At 53.0% G+C, this 17736-nt stretch carries 16 protein-coding genes and 1 pseudogene; 9 read left to right on the top strand and 8 right to left on the bottom strand.

The genetic code is table 11. From position 1 onward, the window contains the following. Nucleotides 1–198, top strand: a pseudogene (locus tag TMES_RS17260) (hypothetical protein); the annotation flags it as partial. 108 nt (nt 199–306) lie between these two features. Here the strand turns inward: TMES_RS17260 and TMES_RS17255 are convergent. The 7 genes from TMES_RS17255 to TMES_RS17225 form a co-directional block, all read right to left on the bottom strand. Continuing rightward, a complete protein-coding gene (locus TMES_RS17255) occupies nt 307–1389 on the bottom strand; it encodes an ABC transporter ATP-binding protein (RefSeq protein ID WP_085584842.1) in 1083 nt (360 codons plus the stop codon). Nucleotides 1390–1429: 40 nt separating this feature from the next. Next, nucleotides 1430–2503, bottom strand: a complete 1074-nt coding sequence (locus tag TMES_RS17250; protein ID WP_085584840.1) for a Gfo/Idh/MocA family protein — start codon at nt 2501–2503, stop codon at nt 1430–1432. 1 nt (nt 2504) lies between these two features. Beyond that, nucleotides 2505–3527, bottom strand: a complete 1023-nt coding sequence (locus tag TMES_RS17245) for a Gfo/Idh/MocA family protein (RefSeq protein WP_085584838.1) — start codon at nt 3525–3527, stop codon at nt 2505–2507. 43 nt (nt 3528–3570) lie between these two features. Continuing rightward, a complete protein-coding gene (locus TMES_RS17240; protein WP_085584836.1) occupies nt 3571–4449 on the bottom strand; it encodes a carbohydrate ABC transporter permease in 879 nt (292 codons plus the stop codon). Continuing rightward, a complete protein-coding gene (locus tag TMES_RS17235) occupies nt 4442–5440 on the bottom strand; it encodes a carbohydrate ABC transporter permease (protein WP_245835499.1) in 999 nt (332 codons plus the stop codon). Before TMES_RS17235 ends, TMES_RS17240 begins: the two co-directional genes overlap by 8 nt. A 5-nt stretch (nt 5441–5445) precedes the next feature. Then, complete coding sequence (locus TMES_RS17230; protein WP_085584834.1) at nt 5446–6741, bottom strand: ABC transporter substrate-binding protein; 1296 nt, start codon at nt 6739–6741, stop codon at nt 5446–5448. Nucleotides 6742–7059: 318 nt separating this feature from the next. After that, nucleotides 7060–8358, bottom strand: coding sequence for an ABC transporter substrate-binding protein (locus TMES_RS17225; RefSeq protein WP_085584832.1), 1299 nt, complete (start codon nt 8356–8358; stop codon nt 7060–7062). 225 nt (nt 8359–8583) lie between these two features. On the opposite strand from TMES_RS17225, the gene TMES_RS17220 reads away from it, so the two are divergent. From TMES_RS17220 to TMES_RS17185, 8 genes are all read left to right on the top strand, one after another. Further along, the gene (locus TMES_RS17220; protein ID WP_085584831.1) at nt 8584–9252 is read left to right on the top strand and encodes a TetR/AcrR family transcriptional regulator; all 669 of its coding nucleotides are present in this window, start codon (nt 8584–8586) and stop codon (nt 9250–9252) included. A 133-nt stretch (nt 9253–9385) separates the two neighbouring features. Next, a complete protein-coding gene (locus tag TMES_RS17215) occupies nt 9386–10534 on the top strand; it encodes a Gfo/Idh/MocA family protein (protein ID WP_085584829.1) in 1149 nt (382 codons plus the stop codon). A gap of 3 nt (nt 10535–10537) precedes the next feature. Next, nucleotides 10538–11740: a dihydrodipicolinate synthase family protein gene (locus TMES_RS17210; protein ID WP_085584827.1), complete on the top strand. Its 1203-nt coding sequence runs from the start codon at nt 10538–10540 to the stop codon at nt 11738–11740. Further along, a complete protein-coding gene (locus TMES_RS17205) occupies nt 11740–13164 on the top strand; it encodes an enolase-like domain-containing protein (protein WP_085584825.1) in 1425 nt (474 codons plus the stop codon). The genes TMES_RS17210 and TMES_RS17205 overlap by 1 nt, the downstream gene beginning before the upstream one ends. 55 nt (nt 13165–13219) lie before the next feature. Further along, the gene (locus TMES_RS17200; RefSeq protein WP_085584823.1) at nt 13220–14062 is read left to right on the top strand and encodes a sugar phosphate isomerase/epimerase family protein; all 843 of its coding nucleotides are present in this window, start codon (nt 13220–13222) and stop codon (nt 14060–14062) included. Nucleotides 14063–14216: 154 nt separating this feature from the next. Next, nucleotides 14217–15494, top strand: coding sequence for a Gfo/Idh/MocA family protein (locus TMES_RS17195; RefSeq protein WP_085584821.1), 1278 nt, complete (start codon nt 14217–14219; stop codon nt 15492–15494). Nucleotides 15495–15656: 162 nt separating this feature from the next. Further along, entirely contained in the window at nt 15657–16031 is a 375-nt protein-coding gene (locus TMES_RS17190) for a DUF427 domain-containing protein (RefSeq protein WP_085584819.1), read from the top strand. A 227-nt stretch (nt 16032–16258) separates the two neighbouring features. After that, nucleotides 16259–17161 carry an AraC family transcriptional regulator gene (locus TMES_RS17185; protein WP_085584817.1) on the top strand — a complete coding sequence of 301 codons (903 nt, stop codon included), beginning with the start codon at nt 16259–16261 and terminating at the stop codon, nt 17159–17161. An 85-nt stretch (nt 17162–17246) separates the two neighbouring features. Here the strand turns inward: TMES_RS17185 and TMES_RS17180 are convergent, their stop codons facing one another. Next, nucleotides 17247–17714 (bottom strand): ester cyclase, encoded by a 468-nt coding sequence (locus tag TMES_RS17180; RefSeq protein ID WP_085584815.1) that lies wholly within the window; start codon nt 17712–17714, stop codon nt 17247–17249. Nucleotides 17715–17736: the final 22 nt, after the last annotated feature.

Raw genomic sequence — 17736 nt, 5'->3', positions numbered from 1 at the left:
ATTGCCGAGTTTCAAACAGCGGTTTCGGGTCTGGGCGGGGTGATTATCAATTCCGCCAACAGTTTCCGCACCGCTGAAATGTTTGTGCCGGTGTTGCTGATCATGATTGTTGCGGTGTTGCTGACCGCGATGGTCGGCTGGCTGGAAAAATTCGTCGCCCCGTGGCAGGCCGAAATTACACAGCATGAAAATGCCTGATCGTATGGGGCCGGTCCAATGACGGTCGTGCGATTGTCGATATAGGAAACCGGGCGTCTGTTATCATTTCAGACGCCCGGTTTTTTGTTTTCATATCAGATGGCGGTATTACAGCGCCTTGCCATCCGGTCCGAAGACGTGGCAGTGCGCAACATCGAAATGGGCCGGAATGGTGCTGCCGTTAAATATAACCTGTTGCCCGGCCAGCGACATGTTAATGGGCTGGCCATCGGGGCTGCGTGCATAAAGCAGGGTTTCATCCCCCAGATTTTCAACCAGATCTATTTGCAGGTCGGCCAGTTTGATCCCGCTACTTTCTTCCCGGTCCAGATGTTCCGGCCGAATGCCCAAGGTTACCGGCATGTCGGTTTCTACATGGCGCAAACCGCGTGGCAAAGTAACAGATGCCCCGCAGACGCGTATGGTTGTTGTTTCGCCATTTGTGGCTTCAACCATTCCTTCTAGAAAGTTCATTTTCGGGCTGCCGATAAAGCCTGCCACAAACCGGTTGACCGGATGATTATATAAATCAAGCGGGCGTCCCACCTGTTCAATGCGCCCGGCATTTAACACCACAATTTTATCGGCCATGGTCATGGCTTCGACCTGGTCGTGGGTAACGTAAATCATGGTGTTGCCAAGCTGACGATGCAGGCGGGCAATTTCAACCCGCATCTGCACGCGCAATTCGGCGTCCAGGTTCGATAGTGGTTCATCAAACAAAAACAGCTTGGGTTCGCGCACAATGGCGCGGCCAATGGCAACCCGCTGGCGCTGCCCGCCCGATAATGCCTTTGGCTTGCGTTGTAATAACGGCTCAATTTGCAACACGCGGGCTGCCTGTTGCACGCGTGGTTCAATATCGGCCTTTTTATAGCCCGCCGTTTCCAAACCGAATGCCAGGTTTTTATAAACCGACATATGCGGATATAGCGCATAGGACTGGAACACCATCGCAATACCGCGTTCGGATGACACGACTTCGTTCATCCTTTCGCCGTCCATCATCAAGGCTCCACCGCTGATTTCTTCCAATCCGGCAATCATGCGCAGCAGGGTCGATTTACCACAGCCCGACGGACCCACAAAAACGGCAAACTCACCCGGGTCGATTTGCAAATCTATGCCATGGATAACGTCAAATACACCGTACCGCTTTTCAACTTTTTCGAGAACCACGCTGGTCGTCATGATAGGCCTCCTCCCGAAGGGCTGGTCGTTTTGACCAGTGTTATTTGGTTTTTGCGCGCCATGACGCGTATTTGGGGCTATCGGTATTTACCGGTAACGCCACTTGCGCCCCGCTGTCCGATGACTGATAAATTGCGGTTACCAGTTCCAGCGCACGCCTTGCATCGCTGCTGCTAACGGGCAGGGGGCCATTGCCGCATAAATAACGATGAAAATGGTCCATTTGGGTGGTGAAACGCGGGCTTACCGGTTGCCAGTCGCCAATGACTTCGTCAATCTGGCGCTGAACGGCATCATTTGCGGCCAAAATTTTCCACGGGTCCTTGCCCGGGGCATAGGGTTCGTGGCTGCTTTCGAACGTCACATTTTCAAAATGTAACCGCAGGCGGCTGATCTGTTCTTGTGACCCAAGGGTGCAAGACAATGTAACAAAGGCTCCATTCGCCATTTCAAGGCTGGCACTGGCGCAATCTTCCACTTCAATGTCATTGACGCGCGTGGCAACCCTGCCAAAAACCTTGGCTGCTGGCCCCATCAGGTGCATCATCATATCATGGAGATGCAGGGCATGGGTCACCAAAACCCCGCCAAGTTCAGTGTCCCATTTACCCCGCCACGGCACAGCGTAATAATCTGCCGTGCGCAGCCAAAATGTTTCAACCGACCCCATATAGGCTTTACCGGCAATTCCGGCTTCGATAATGCGTTTGGCCTTTTCAATGCCATCGCCATACCGATACTGAAAAATCGGCATCAGGGTGCCTTTGGCGGTTTTCTCTGCTGCCATAATTGCATCCACATCGGCTAGCGACCCGGTCAGCGGCTTTTCGCAAATCACATGTTTGCCGTTGGCAAGGGCCGCAACCACCTGTTCGCGGTGAATGCCCGGCGGGGTGCAAATGTCGATAATATCGATATCGTCATTTTGCAAACATTCCTCAAACGATGTGGTGCGAACAGGAATGTCAAATTCATCGGCAACAGCGTTCAGGCGGTCTTCATTTAAATCGCAAATGGCGGCGACTTTGAATTTGTCGGGGTGGGGCACATATCCTTCGATAATGTGCGATTTGCCAATGCCACAGCCGATAACGGCAACGTTTTTGCGGCTCATGTTATTTATCCTCCGAACTGGCAGTGTTTTCGGCTATTTTTTGCGCGCTTAAAGCCAGTTCCATGGCGTTAAAAACCCGGCTTTGCGGAATGGCGGTTTCGGTGCGATCGCGACTATCGGCCAAAAACTGTTTGCCAAACGGTAATTCGACATCGTTGCAATCAATATGGCGCACACCTTTCTTGTCGGTCAGGAACAAATGGTTTGGCCCCTCGCGTCCGCCAATATCGATGTTTTTGCGAATTTCAATTGCCCCATGCGTGCCCGTAATCATCAACCGGCCATCGCCCCAGCTTGGCAATCCTTCGGGGGTAAACCAGTCCACATGGATCAGGCCATTGGCATTGTCGGTTGCCATGTGAATATCGCCGCTATCTTGCAATCCTGGGCTGTCGGGATTGGCGCGGTTGCTAACACTGGCCGACAGTATTCGGGCGCTGTTGCGATTGGCAAAAAACAAAAACTGTTCGCACTGGTGTGATGCAATGTCGGTTAAAATGCCGCCATAAAGCGACCGGTCAAAAAACCAGCCCGGCCGCGTTGGTTTGCGCAAACGATGCGGGCCAATGCCCACGGTATGAATGACCTCGCCAATGGCCCCATCCGCCACCAGTTGTCCGGCCTTTACCGTGGCGCGGTTTTCAAAATGTTCGGAATATAAAATATTATATATCCGTCCGGTTTCGGCCTGCACGCGCTTTACATCAGCCAGTTGATCAAAGCTGACCATGCCGGGCTTGTCGCTTAAAACGTCCTTGCCATGCTGCATCGCCTTAATTGAAATACCGGCACGTTCGGCCGAAATTGCGGCGGTAACAACGACGTTAATGCTGCTATTTTCGAGAATGGCGGCAGGGTCCGTTACACGTTTGGCATCGGGGTATTTTTCACCAAATTCCCTGGCAAAAGCCTCGTCTTTTTCAAAAAACGACACCAGTTTCGCCCCGGCCCGGATCAGGCAGTTGCACTGCCCGTAAATATGGTCGTGTTGAATGCCAATGGCGGCAAATTTTATGTCAGTCATGATTACTCCACATCGGTGTGGTCACATCAAAGATGTATGGGGCTCAGCGTTTCAGGCCGGTTGTGGCAATGCCTTCAATCAGCAGGCGCTGGAAAAACAGAAAGAAAAAAAACACTGGCACCAGCGACAGGGTCGACATGGCAAACAACCCGCCCCACTGCGATGATCCCGAGCTATCGACAAAGGACCGCAAGCCAAGCTGCACCGTGTAATTGTTCATATCGTTCAGGTAAATCAGCGGGCCAAAGAAGTCGTCCCAGGTCCAGAGGAAGGAAAATATCGCCGCTGTTGCCAATACTGGTGTTGAAAGCGGCAGCATGATTTTCCAATAAATGCGCCAGGCGCTGCAGCCATCCATGCGGGCAGCTTCGTCCAGTTCACGCGGAATGCCGCGAAAAAACTGCACCATCAGGAAAATGAAAAACGCGTCGACGGCCAAAAATTTTGGTACCACCAGCGGCAATATCGTGTCGACCCAGCCCAGTTTTAAAAACAGCACATATTGCGGGATCAGCGTCACATGATACGGGATCATCAACGTGCCCAGCATGATGGCAAACCAGAAATTGCGACCGGCAAATTTTAGCCGGGCAAAGGCATAGGCGGCCAGTGAGCAGGCAACGACATTGCCCGCAACCGACAACACCGAAATCACCAGCGAATTCCAGAAAAACTGGCCAAATTCAACCCGCAGCCCGGTCCAGCCTTGCCAGTAGGATGAAAGGTCGATGCTGGACGGCAACAGCGAGGTTGAACTGAAAATCTCGGCTTCGGGCCGGATGGATGCTGATAACATCCATAACAACGGATAGAGCATGATGATGGAAACCACCATCAACAACGTATGGAAAAGCAGGCTGACAAACCGGCTGCGGCGCGGTGAAATGCTGTCATCCTTGCTGAAAATAGCCAGACTAGTCATCGTAATGCACCCAGAAACGCGCGGTTAGGAAGGAAAATGCCGTGAACAGCGCAATGATCACCACCAGCACCCATGCCAGGGCCGAGGCATATCCCATGCGGAAAAAGCCGAACGCTTCCTGATACAGATACAGGGTATAAAACAGCGTCGAGTTGATCGGGCCGCCCGTACCGCCTGAAATGATGAAGGCGGGTGTAAAGGCCTTAAAGGCATCAATCGTTTGCACAACGGCGTTAAAGAAAATCACCGGCGTTAACAAAGGCAGGGTGATTTTGATGAACTGGCGCAGTTTCGATGCCCCATCAAGGCTGGCAGCTTCATACATGTCGGTCGGGATTTGGCGCAGACCGGCCAGAAAAATGATCATGGGCGAGCCAAACTGCCAAATGCTGAGAATAATCAGTGTCCAGATCGAATAGCTGGGATGGCTGATCCAGCTTGGCCCCTGAATGCCAAATTCGGCCAATATGCTGTTAACCAACCCGTCGCTGGCAAAAAGCTGGCGCCACAAAACAGCAATGGCAACGCTGGTGCCCAAAAGCGATGGCAGGTAAAACACGGCCCGATAAACCGGCAGGCCACGAATGCCACGGTTAAGAACCACAGCGACGCCAAGGGCAAACGCCAGTTTCAATGGCACTGAAAACAGCACGAAAAACAGCGTCACGCCCATGGAGGCGGCAAATTTCGGATCAGACGTTGCGATCCGTACATAATTTGCCATGCCGACCCAGTTCGGGGATCGCAGCAGGTCAAAATCGGTGAAGGACAGATAAAACGACACAATCGCCGGACCCAGCGTTAGCCCGAAAAAACCGATAAACCACGGCAGCAAAAACATATATCCCGGGCCGCTGCCTTGCCATGTCCGGCCAAACCAGCTTGTCGGTTGCGGTTTGCGTTGCCGATGTTGGGGAACTTGGGGCGGGTGGTGCGGCGGGCCAGCGGCGGCGATTGCCACCGCAGGCCGCCCGGTCATCTTGTTTCCCATAACGCCTAGCTCCGCTCGAGGATGGCCTGGGCATCGGAAACGAAGGCCGCACCGGCATCTTCGGGCGATGCAGTATCAAAGCCGACTTCTTCGTTTTTGCGTTTGATCATTAGCTGGATTTCACCAGCCCCCTTGGGCGGCGGAGGTGGCAACGGACCGACAAATTTTTCCCCTAGCGATCCAATATATTCAATCTGGATGCGATCGGCTTCTTTGGCTTCCTTTTTAAGAACGGCGCGCATTTTCGATGATTCCGGCACACCGCGTTCCACGTCGAGCACGCGTGCTGCATCGGGATCATTGACAAAAAAGCTGACAAATTTTGCCGCCGCTTCCGGGTTTGCGGTATCGCCGGCGATGCTAAACAGCATCGATGGCTTGCGATATTGCCCGGGATGTGATTCCCCTGATTTTACCGGGTAGGGGCCCATGGTTAGCGGGTCCTTGTTAATCGCTTGATAGCCAACCAACTGATTGGAATGGGCAAAACACGCACCTGCCCGGCCTTGTGATAACGGGCTGGTTTCAATGGTTAACTGGTCAAGCGACTGCACATCGGCCGGGACACAGGCGCCCCGCTTGCGCATATCGACCCAAAAGGCAAACCATTCGCCAGCATCTTTTCCATCAAATCCCAGCTTGCCATCAGCATCATAAAGTTGCTTGCCGCGCTGACGCAGCCAGGTTTCAAAGGCAGGTTCAAGCCCACCCTGATCGGCACACCCATAAAAACGGCTACGTTTGGTGGTGTTGGTCAGTTTTTCACACTGGTCGCCAAATTCTTCCCATGTCTGGCCGGGCTGGGGCATATCCATGCCTGCTTCTTGCCAGGCCGCCTTGTTAATCATCATGGCAACCGAATTGGCCCCCAGGCTAATGCCATAGGTTTTGCCGTTCACCTGGCCGCCCGCAACGCTGTCCTTGCTGAAATCCGACACATCAAGCGTGCCGTCTTTCATATATTTATCAAGCGGCAGCAACACATCGCGCCGGGCATATTCAAAAATATAGCGGTAATCCATCTGCATTACATCCGGGGCATTCCCCCCCGATGTCTGGGTGGCCAGCCGGGACCAGTAATTGTCCCAGCCCGCACTTTCACCATCGACCTCAATTTCCGGGTGTGCCTTTTTAAAAAGTCCGACTACCTTGTCGGTTCGTTCTGATCGGGCCTGTGATCCCCACCATAAAAGACGCAAGCGAACATCCTGGGCCAATGCAATGCGCGGATTAAGCATACCAACAGCCAGCGCACCCGCCCCGCTTGCCAGAAATGCACGCCGGTTAATCGAAAACGTCATCGTCATCCTCCCTGCTGCTTCGCCATTCAAGTGGCGTTTTTTGTGGTGTGATGGATATAAATAACTGTTTGGTTACAATTAGGGCGATTGCTTTGTCAGGTGTCAATACTTTCCTGAAAGGAAATTTTATAATAAAACGTCTGTATAGGTAGATATTAATTAATTGAGAGAAGTCTCCGTCACATGCCGTTCCAAAGAGCGACAGTATGGGCGGAATGTATATTTATGCCGCATTGCATTGTTATTTGTGCGGTGCAAAAGGTCATGGTATTCCGGCCTCGAAAAAACACCATGACCTGTATTTTTATTCTGGCGTGATCAGTTCCGTTCCAGAATTTGTGACGCCTGCTCAACAAGTCGTGCCCCGGCTTCTGCCGGGCTCATGATATCAAAGCCAACCTGTTCGTTGACCTGCTTGAACAAAACTTCGATCTCTCCAGCACCAAGAGGCGGTGCTGGCGGCAACGGCCCCACCAGGTCATCGCCAAGCGATGCGATATATTCAACTTGCATTTTATCGCCGTCGCTAAGCTCGGATTGAACCGTTTTGCGAACAGCTGCAGAAACCGGCACGCCGCGTTCAACACCCAGTATTTTGGTTGCCTCGGGGTCATTGACAAAAAAGCTGACAAATTCAGCCGCTTCCTCGCCATGGTCCGAACTGTTTGCAATCGAGAAAAACTGCGATGGTTTTAGATACTGCCCGGGATGTTCTTTGCCCGCCATAACCGGATAGCAGGTCATGGCAAGGGGATCCTTGTTAATCGCGATATAGCCGACAATCTGGTTTGAATGCACAAAACAGGTGGCCGCGTGGCCGGTCGACAGCGGGTTGGTATCGATGGTGTCTTTATATAATGACTGAACATCTGCCGGGACACATGCCTTGCGTTTGCGCATATCGGCCCAGTATTCAAACCATTCGGTGATTTCCTTTTCACCAAAATCCAGTTTGCCGTCAGCGGTATAAAGCTCTTTGCCGTGCTGGCGTTGCCAGCACTCAAACGCTTTGTCCTGGCCGCCTTCATCGGTACAGCCATAAAAATTGCGTCTTTTTGTTTTGGCCGTCAGTTTTTCACATTGATCGCTATAGTTATCCCAGGTCATGTCAGCATGGGGAATATCTATGCCTGCTTCTTCCCAGGCAGCCTTGTTGATCACCACGGTGGCGGAGTTTTGCCCGAGATTGACGCCATATAGCTTGCCGTCAACCCGGCCACCATCAAGGCCGATTTTGCTGAAATCCGAAACATTCAACGCACCCGATTCAATAAACGGGTCCATCGGTGCCAATACACCGCGCCGGGCATATTCGAAAATATAGCGGTAATCCATTTGGATCACGTCGGGCGAATTACCGCCAGATGTTTGTGTCGCCAGCCGGGGCCAATAATTGCTCCAGCCTGCACTTTCGCCCTCGATGGTAATGTTCGGATGGGCTTTGGTGTAAAGATCGATCACCTTGAATGTGCGTTCAGCACGGTTTTGCGAGCCCCACCATAATAAACGCAAGGCTGTTTTATCCTGGGCCAGCGCAATACGCCCGCCCAATATCGTAAGGGATGTGGCACACGCCCCTCCGGCAATAAATTGCCGACGATTGATATTTAAATTCATTGGTTATCCTCCCTGAGTAGCCGTTTTTTGTTGTGAGGCCTGCGGTAGAACTTGAATTAAATAACCAATTGGTTACAATTAAACGGATGCATCCGGCACCTGTCAAGAAGTTGTTTGTAATTTAAGCATGTGTTGTTGATATTTTTTACAAGTGTGCCCGTTGAGGGCACCTGATATGGTTTTTCAGGCCAATTTGAATACTGACAATTAACAACCGGGGGATGAATGACCGACTCGCCGACTAAGCCGAAACCGGTTAAAGCCAAATCAAAAACCAGCCAGCGCGACCCCGAACGAACCCGCGCCCAGATCCTGGAGGCGGCGACAAGCGAATTCGCCGAAAAAGGAATTGGCGGCGCACGCGTTGATGCCATTGCCGCGCGCGCGGGTACCAATAAAAGAATGCTGTATCATTATTTTGGTGACAAGGATCAGCTCTATACAGCGGTTTTGGGCAATGCCTATGCCGGTATCCGAAATGCGGAAAAAAAGCTGAACCTTGCCGGGCGTACGCCGGAGGACGGCATTCGGGAACTTGCTTTATTTACATGGCATTATTTCGTTGATCATCCCGAATTTCTCAGCCTTTTGGGAACCGAAAACCTGCACCGCGCGGCATATCTGAAACAGCTTTCCTATATTCCTGAAATGCATTCCCATTTCATCAGCGAACTTGCGCAGGTGCTTGAACGCGGTGAGGCAGCAGGCATTTTTCTGGCCGGGACTGACCCCCTGAATGTTTATCTGACAATGGCTTCAATGACCTGCTTTTATCTGAACAACCATTACACATTATCGACGATTTTCGGTCGGGAACTTATGGCGCAAGATAGCCTCGATGCGTGGAAACAGCAAATCGTCTCTGTGACCCTGGGATCTATCCGGCGGCGTTAAATAGTATCTCCCTGTTGTTTTTTCTGTTGACAAGAAGGTCAGTGCTTGGCCTTCTTGTAACCAGTTAGTTACGTCGATGAAGGTGCCATCAAACAGGTATCGACAAAGACAGGCGAACGGACGGGAGGAACAAATGACCACTATCGGGACCATCCTGCACGGTGTTACCGGGCGCATGGGTTATAATCAGCATCTGGTGCGCTCTATACTCGCCATTCGCGACCAGGGTGGTATTGAATTATCCTCGGGCAAACGGCTTCAGGTCGATCCGATCATTGTCGGTCGCAACGCCGATAAAATCGCAGCTCTGGCCAATAAACACGGCATAGAACGCTGGACGACAGATCTTGATGCTGCCCTTGCTAACCGCAACGACAGGATCTTTTTCGATGCCGGTACCACCTTGATGCGGGCCGAATTGCTGTCAAAGGCGCTTGATGCTGGCAAGCATGTTTATTGCGAAAAGCCGATATCGGATGATTTGCAGGTTGCCCTTGATCTTGCCAAAAAGGCGCGGTCATCGGGCCTGAAGCACGGGGTCGTGCAGGACAAGCTGTTTTTGCCCGGCCTGCGCAAACTGGCCCTTCTGCGGGATTCAGGTTTCTTTGGCGAAATCCTCTCGGTGCGTGGTGAATTTGGCTATTGGGTTTTTGAAGGGGACTGGGGCGTTCCCGCCCAGCGACCATCATGGAATTACCGCAAAGGCGATGGCGGCGGTATCATCCTCGATATGCTGTGTCACTGGCGCTATGTGCTCGATAACCTGTTTGGCAATGTAAAATCGCTTTCGTGCATCGGGGCGACACATATTCCCAAACGTGTTGACGAAAACGGTCAGCCTTATGCGTGTGATACCGACGATGCCGCCTATGCCACGTTCGAGCTTGAGGGCGGGGTTATTGCGCAAATCAATTCTTCATGGGCAGTACGGGTGCGCCGCGATGATCTGGTGACTTTTCAGGTCGATGGGACCCATGGTTCCGCCGTGGCCGGGCTTACCAAATGCTGGACCCAGCACCGGGTCAATACCCCTAAACCGGTCTGGAACCCTGATCAGCCCCAAACGATTGATTTTTACAAAACCTGGGACGAAGTTCCCGATACGCAAAATTTCGACAACGGCTTTAAGGCCCAATGGGAAATGTTCCTGCGTCACGTCGCCGAAGATGCCCCGTGGCCCTATGGCCTTGAAGCGGGTGCCAAGGGCGTGCAACTGGCCGAACTTGGCCTTAAATCCTGGGCCGAACGCCGCTGGCTTGATGTTCCCGATCTGGAGTTTTAAGCCATGCCTGCGCTTGATTTGCCCCAAAATGGTAAACTGGTTTCCTATCAGCTTGTCGGTGATCCGATTGCCTTAAAAAAACGGCCAGCATCGTGTTTTCCGCGTATTGCCTATGCTGCCGCCCATGTTGTTGCTGACCCCATGGTGGAACATAATCCGTGGCTGGAACCCGCGATCGATTGGGATCGTAGCTTGGCATTTCGCCACCGGTTATGGGATTTGGGCCTTGGCGTTGCTGAATCGATGGATACCGCCCAGCGCGGTATGGGCCTTGGCTGGAACGAGGCCCGCGACCTGATTGTGCGCTCGCTGGCGGAGGCGCAAAACCGCCCCGGTGCCCTCATTGCCTGCGGGGCCGGGACAGATCATTTGGCTGTTAGCCCTGATGTCACAATTGACGATGTGATCGCCGCATATGAACACCAGATCGAGGCGGTTGAAACCCATAACGGGCAAATCATTTTAATGGCCAGCCGTGCGCTTGCTGCCATTGCCCAAGGGCCAGACGATTACGCCCGTGTGTATGGCCGTATCCTGTCGCAGGTCCGCCAACCGGTGATTATCCATTGGTTGGGGGAAATGTTCGACCCTGCCTTGCAAGGATATTGGGGCAGCAACGACCACATGGTAGCAATGGAAAACTGCCTTGCCGTTCTCAATGATAACGCCGCTAACATTGATGGCATCAAGGTTTCCCTTCTGTCGAAAGAAAAGGAAATCATCATGCGCCGCAAACTGCCCGACGGCGTGCGGATGTATACCGGCGATGATTTTAACTATGCTGACCTGATCGCAGGCGATGACCACGGCCATTCCGATGCCTTGCTTGGCATTTTTGACGCCATCGCCCCGGCCGCTTCGGCTGCTCTGGAAGCCTTGGGGGCAGAAAATCACGATCAGTTCTATGATTTGCTAAATCCGACCGTGCCGTTATCACGCCATATCTTTTGCGCACCGACGCGGTTCTACAAAACCGGCGTGGTCTTTCTGGCCTATCTCAATGGTTTGCAGGATCATTTCACCATGATCGGCGGTCAGCAATCGACGCGCTCGATCTCGCATCTGGCGGAACTGTTCCGTCTGGCTGATCAGGCCCGCGTGCTGGCCGACCCGGACTTGGCAATTGCGCGGATGAAACCGGTTCTTGCCATGCATGGCATTGGCAACGGCAACGGCAACGGCAACGGGCATCAGAGGCATAAATAATGGATATTTCACCCATTCATATTGTTGATATTTCAGCCTTCGAGCGCACCACGCCCTTTCGTTTTCCATTTCGTTTTGGCGTGGCAAAGGTCACACAGGCACCGCAATTGTTTGTCCGCGCGGTAATAGAGGACGGGCAGGGACGCACCGCCACCGGACAAGCCGCCGAAATGATGATGCCCAAATGGTTCGACAAATCGGCAAATCTTTCGACCGATGACAACATTAACCAACTGCGCCTGTCGGTTAAGCTCGCCATGCAGGCGATGATTGCAGCCGGGCAATCCAGCCCGTTTGGCCTTCATGCCCGGGTCGAGGCCGCCCATCATGAAACCTGTGCCAGCCATCAATTGCCGGGGCTGGTTGCATCATATGGGTTGGCGTTGGTGGATCGTGCCATTATCGACGGTTTTTGCCGTTTGCATGGCCTGACCATTGCTCGGGCTATACAAACAAACGCCCTTGGCATTTCAACCGACACGGCCCCTGATTTACATGGCTTTGATCTGACCGGATTTTTGGCAAGCCTTGCCCCGCAACCCACAATAGCCATTCGCCATACCGTTGGTTTGGGCGATGTTTTGTGGAACCGCGACCTTACCGATGCCGAACGATTAAACGACGGCCAGCCGCAAACACTGGAAGACGTGATTGCTGCCTATGGGCATACCTTTTTCAAACTAAAGGTATCGGGCGAGGTTGGTGCCGACCTTAACCGGCTTGTCGCGATTGCCGGGGTTCTTGATCAAAAGGTGGGGCAATATCAGTTGACCATCGATGGGAATGAACAGTTTGAAAATGCCGATCAGGTGGCCGGACTGATTGACCGGATTATGACCGAACCGCGCCTGAAAAATCTGTGGCAATCGACTTTGTTTCTTGAACAGCCCATTGCGCGGGCCAACGCCCTGATGCGCCCGCTGGGCGATCCTGGGGCGCGGGTGCCCTTTGAAATTGACGAAAGCGACGACAGTATGGGCGCTTTTCTGGCGGCAAAGGATATGGGTTATCGCGGTATTTCGTCAAAATCCTGCAAGGGGTTTTATCGCGCCCTGTTAAATTGCGCCCGTGTGGCTCATTGGAATGCCAAAGCGGGAGCAAACCGGTTTTTCATGTCGGCCGAAGACCTTACCACCCAAAGCGGCCTTGCCTTGCAACAAGATCTGGTGCTGGCCAGTTTAACCGGTGCGCGCCATATCGAACGCAACGGCCATCATTATGTTGCCGGTATGGCCGGGGCACCGCAGGCCGAACAGAACGCCTATCTGGCACAGCATGGCGATCTTTATCACGCCAATGCGGCAGGGCAGGCGCGCCTGAACATTCAAAACGGGCAGGTATCATTGGCAACGGTTGCGGCGGCAACGGGCCTTGGCTGTGCAGTGACACCGGACTGGTCGGAAATGACGCCATTGGCGGACTAGGCGACATCAAAATACATTCCGGCCACACCGGGTAAATGCAGGGAGGATAAACATCATGTCTGTCGATGGATTATCGATTAATCTGGCCACCGTGCGCGAACAATGGGGCTTTGCCGCGGCTGTTGACGGCTGTTTGCGCCATGGCATCACCGCCATTGCCCCGTGGCGCGAACAAATTGCCAAAATCGGCCTGGCCGAGGCCTCGCGCATTGTGCATCAAAATAACCTGCATCTCACCGGGCTCTGTCGCGGCGGTTTTTTCCCGGCCGCCACGGCTGAAAAACGCTCCGCCGCGCTTGACGATAACCGCCGCGCCGTTGACGAAGCCGCCGAACTGGGCGCCGATTGTCTGGTGCTGGTGGTGGGCGGGCTTGCCGAAAATTCCCGCGATATTGTTGCCGCCCGGCAAATGGTGGCAGACGGACTGGATGCATTATTGCCCCATGCGCGGGCCTGTAATGTGCCGCTGGCGATTGAGCCGCTGCATCCGATGTATGCGGCGGATCGGGCCTGTGTAAACACATTGGGACAGGCGCTTGATATGTGCGAATTGCTGGGCGAGGGGGTCGGTGTTGCCATTGATGTTTATCATGTCTGGTGGGACCCGGACCTTGCCGCACAAATTGCCCGGGCGGGTAAAATGAATGCCATTCTGGCCCACCATATTTGTGACTGGTTGGTGCCGACCCGCGACATGCTGACCGACCGGGGCATGATGGGTGATGGTGTGATTGACCTTCCCGCCATTCGCCGCATGGTCGAGGCTGCCGGGGGGACACCCAAACAGGAAGTCGAAATTTTTTCCGCGCAAAACTGGTGGCTAAAACCCGGCGACGAAGTTTTGAAAGCCTGTATCGACCGATATGAAAATTGCTGTCAGTCCGATAGCCCCGCCTAGATAACACGACAAAAACAACCGGAAATCCATCTCTCGCCCGAACCGGGGGATGAAAAACCAGAATTTCCAAACCGCGTCTGGATGGCATTTTTGCATAACGGGAGTTTTCACGTCGTCCCGCACGCGCGGCGACCTGTCAGAGAGGATCAACGTCATGGCTGAAACTGATACAATATCTGGAACAGAAAGAAGAAGTTACGTTTTAATTGGCACGGGTAACCGGGGCACGACCATGTGGGGGCGTGATTTGCTCGCAGGCTGGTCGGAACATGTCGACCTGGTCGCGATCATCGATAAAAACCAACTACGCGCCCAACGCGCCCGCCACATGATCAAAAGCAACGCACCGATATTTTCCAGTGTCGAAGATATGCAAAAAGCAGGCATTTCCCCGCAACTGGCCATGGTCTGCACGCCCGATGACACCCACGACGAAATTGTGGTGAAAATGCTCGATGCCGGGGCGGATATCATCACCGAAAAACCGATGACGACCACGGTTGAAAAAATTCGACGGATGTTGGAGGCCGAGGCGCGCAGCGGCAAACGCATCGACGTATCATTCAATTATCGCTATTCGCCGACAGCGGCGCGCATCAAGGAACTATTGATGTCCGGCGTGATTGGCAAGGTGACATCGGTTGATTTTCACTGGTATCTTGATACCGCACACGGGGCGGATTATTTTCGCCGCTGGCACGCCTATATCCGCCATTCCGGCAGCCTGTTTGTCCATAAGGCCACCCACCATTTTGATCTGCTCAACTGGTATCTCGACAGCACGCCACAAACAGTGTCTGCCTTTGGTAAACTGCTAAATTACGGCAAAAATGGCCCGTTTCGCGGTGAGCGCTGCCAAACCTGCCCGCACACGGCTAATTGCGATTATTTCTTCGATATTTCGAGCGATCCATTCCTCGATGCTCTGTATGAAGACCCGGCATCGGAAGACGGATATTACCGGGATCGGTGCGTTTTTCGCGAAGATATCGACATTCCCGATACCATGGTTGCCACTATCGGCTACGCCAATGATGTTCAGGTGTCTTACTCGCTCAACACATTCCAGCCGATTGAAGGGCACCATATTGCCTTTAACGGCACCCAAGGCCGGATCGAGTTACGCCAGCACGAAGATCAACCGTGGGATATGCCCGACCAGGATGAAATTTTGCTGATCCGCAACTTTCCCAAACCGGGCGAAGAAAAACTTGAACGCATCATTGTGCCGCACGCCGAAGGCGGCCATTACGGCGGCGATAATCTTATGCGCGATATGATCTTTAAATCCGGCCAAAATGATAAATTGCATCAACGCGCCGGAGCCAAAGCAGGGGCGTATTCCGTCCTCTGCGGTATCGCCGCGCTCAAAAGTGCGCAAACCGGCGAAATCGTTAAAATTGACGACTTAATGCCCGATATCGGGACGTAAACTTCTGGCCAAAAGGCAATAAAAGCAAAGCAGGGATACACAGCGGGTGTCCCTTCTTTGCGGCGTTTAAACCCTAATTTGATATATTTTTACGGCAAAGCCGCATATGCTTGTTACGAACCATATCGCAAAATCGCAGGACAAAATCGCAGGACAAACGTTATGACGGATAAATCTGTACGTGTTCCCGGTCCGGATCATCCAATTGATATCGCACCTGCCACAACCCGGATGACGGTGACGTTTGCCGGGCGTATCATTGCCGATAGTGCAGCGACCCTCATCCTGCGCGAGGCGGGATATCAGCCGGTTTATTATTTCCCGCGTGGCGATGTAGACGCCGCCATTCTCGTTTCGTCCGATAAAACCAGCTATTGTCCTTATAAGGGCACGGCAAGTTATTTTACGATCAATGCCGACGGGAAAACGTCGCCAAATGCAATCTGGACATATGAAAATCCCCATGATGCCGTTCTGGCGATCAAGGACTATGTCGCATTTTATCCTGATCGCGTGGCGATTACGCACGTCGAATAAAGCGGTGATCATTGCGCAAATGCGGGCGGTTATTGTCTTGAAAATCGGCGTTTTTCGCTTGTAAATGAACTTTTGGCAGGGTGATTTGAACCTCCTGACATAACGGTGGCAGTTTTGCATTGATGCTGTGAAAATCATGCACGATCCTGCAATCGGGTTAGTTCCTGCCTTGTGCTTTTCGCAGTCTCGGGCATTCTTGCCTTCTAACCTGACCGGCGGAGGACTGTTTGAGCCAATCTGAACCCCTTGCAGAAATTGTCCGTATTATTGAACGCTTCGTCAACGAAGATGGTCAAATTCCTACAGCGATCGACAATCTGACGATTGGTCGCAAAACTGAAACCACCCAACCCGTGCATACCGCCCAGTGGCCGTGTTTTGCCATGATTGTTCAGGGTTCCAAGCAGGCAACTGTAGGTGCCCAAAAACTGTCTTACGGGCCGGGCGATTATGTGGTGGTATCGCTCGATATGCCGGTCCAGTCCTGGGTCGTGCAGGCAAGCCCGGAAAAACCGATGTACGGGCTGGGTCTGGCGATTAACCATGATGCCCTTAAAACCGTTATGACGCGGATCGCCTTTGATAAACGGCATCTTGATAAAAGTCCCGGTTTTGGCATTGCCGTGCATAAAGCCCCTGACGGGTTACTTGACGCGGTATTGCGCATGATGCGTTTGCTTGAACGCCCCGATGACGTGGCTGGACTTGCTTGTCTGATCGAGGAAGAAATCCTTTATCATTTATTGCGTGGGCCATTTGGCAGCACCCTGTTGCAAATTGCCACCGCACAAAGCCCGGCCAACCGTGTTGCTGGCGCCATTGCGTGGCTGCGCGAGAATTTCAAGCAACCTTTGCGCATTGAAGACCTTGCGAAACATGTGGGTATGAGCGCGTCATCGCTGCATCACCATTTTAAAGCAATCACTGCGATGACGCCGATGCAGTACCAGAAACAGTTGCGTTTGCGTGAAGCCCGGCGGTTGATGCTGGTGGAAAAGCAGGATGTTGGCATGGCTGGATTTATGGTGGGCTATGACAGCCCGTCACAATTCAGCCGGGAATATAGCCGCCTGTTTGGCCTGTCGCCGTCGCGCGATATTGCCGCCCAGCACCGCACCGTTCATACCTGACCGGGCGGCCTGAAAGACAGGCTTGGCAGAGTGACAAATTGAGCAGTAGGCATTGGCTGATAATCTGTAATTTGAGGTGCTTCTATCATGCGTCTCCCGTTCCAAAGTCAGGCCAGGTGCCGATTTGGGCGAACATGCCCAGCAAATCTTCAAGGTGCCATGTTCGCGACAGACGGTCGCCGGTAAATTCGTGAAATTCATGAATAACGATATCAATGGCCTTGCCGGTGGGAGCAATGCCCATAAGGGGACCATCATGGGTGCCGGTCATGCGCAGGCGCACAGCGGCACGGTCGGCCTCGGCGACGATGTTTTCAATAGTCAGGGCAAGGTCGGGAAAGGCGGTTCGGAACATGCGAAACACCGGCTTGATGCCGTCGCGGCCCGGTTGCTGGCCCGGCCCCAACGGGATGTCATCCCAGTTTTCGATCAGAGCGTGATCGACAAGGTCGACATTATCGCTCGCAAGGGCGGCGTATAAGTTTTCCAGGGCGCGTTTTTGGCCGTTGGTAAGTGCCATTGCTTGTGATGCGGGAATTGTTGGAAGGGTCATTTCAGGCTCCGGTTCAAATTGT

Source organism: Thalassospira mesophila, from assembly GCF_002115755.1.
GTDB lineage: Bacteria > Pseudomonadota > Alphaproteobacteria > Rhodospirillales > Thalassospiraceae > Thalassospira > Thalassospira mesophila.
Note: the sequence above shows the minus strand (reverse complement) of the source record. Positions and strands in the feature narration are given on the sequence as shown.

Coding starts and splice junctions, on each gene's coding strand:
- TMES_RS17255 (WP_085584842.1), bottom strand. CDS start 1,389: ATGACGACCAGCGTGGTTCTCGAAAAAGTTGAAAAGCGGTACGGTGTA.
- TMES_RS17250 (WP_085584840.1), bottom strand. CDS start 2,503: ATGAGCCGCAAAAACGTTGCCGTTATCGGCTGTGGCATTGGCAAATCG.
- TMES_RS17245 (WP_085584838.1), bottom strand. CDS start 3,527: ATGACTGACATAAAATTTGCCGCCATTGGCATTCAACACGACCATATT.
- TMES_RS17240 (WP_085584836.1), bottom strand. CDS start 4,449: ATGACTAGTCTGGCTATTTTCAGCAAGGATGACAGCATTTCACCGCGC.
- TMES_RS17235 (WP_245835499.1), bottom strand. CDS start 5,440: ATGGGAAACAAGATGACCGGGCGGCCTGCGGTGGCAATCGCCGCCGCT.
- TMES_RS17230 (WP_085584834.1), bottom strand. CDS start 6,741: ATGACGTTTTCGATTAACCGGCGTGCATTTCTGGCAAGCGGGGCGGGT.
- TMES_RS17225 (WP_085584832.1), bottom strand. CDS start 8,358: ATGAATTTAAATATCAATCGTCGGCAATTTATTGCCGGAGGGGCGTGT.
- TMES_RS17220 (WP_085584831.1), top strand. CDS start 8,584: ATGACCGACTCGCCGACTAAGCCGAAACCGGTTAAAGCCAAATCAAAA.
- TMES_RS17215 (WP_085584829.1), top strand. CDS start 9,386: ATGACCACTATCGGGACCATCCTGCACGGTGTTACCGGGCGCATGGGT.
- TMES_RS17210 (WP_085584827.1), top strand. CDS start 10,538: ATGCCTGCGCTTGATTTGCCCCAAAATGGTAAACTGGTTTCCTATCAG.
- TMES_RS17205 (WP_085584825.1), top strand. CDS start 11,740: ATGGATATTTCACCCATTCATATTGTTGATATTTCAGCCTTCGAGCGC.
- TMES_RS17200 (WP_085584823.1), top strand. CDS start 13,220: ATGTCTGTCGATGGATTATCGATTAATCTGGCCACCGTGCGCGAACAA.
- TMES_RS17195 (WP_085584821.1), top strand. CDS start 14,217: ATGGCTGAAACTGATACAATATCTGGAACAGAAAGAAGAAGTTACGTT.
- TMES_RS17190 (WP_085584819.1), top strand. CDS start 15,657: ATGACGGATAAATCTGTACGTGTTCCCGGTCCGGATCATCCAATTGAT.
- TMES_RS17180 (WP_085584815.1), bottom strand. CDS start 17,714: ATGACCCTTCCAACAATTCCCGCATCACAAGCAATGGCACTTACCAAC.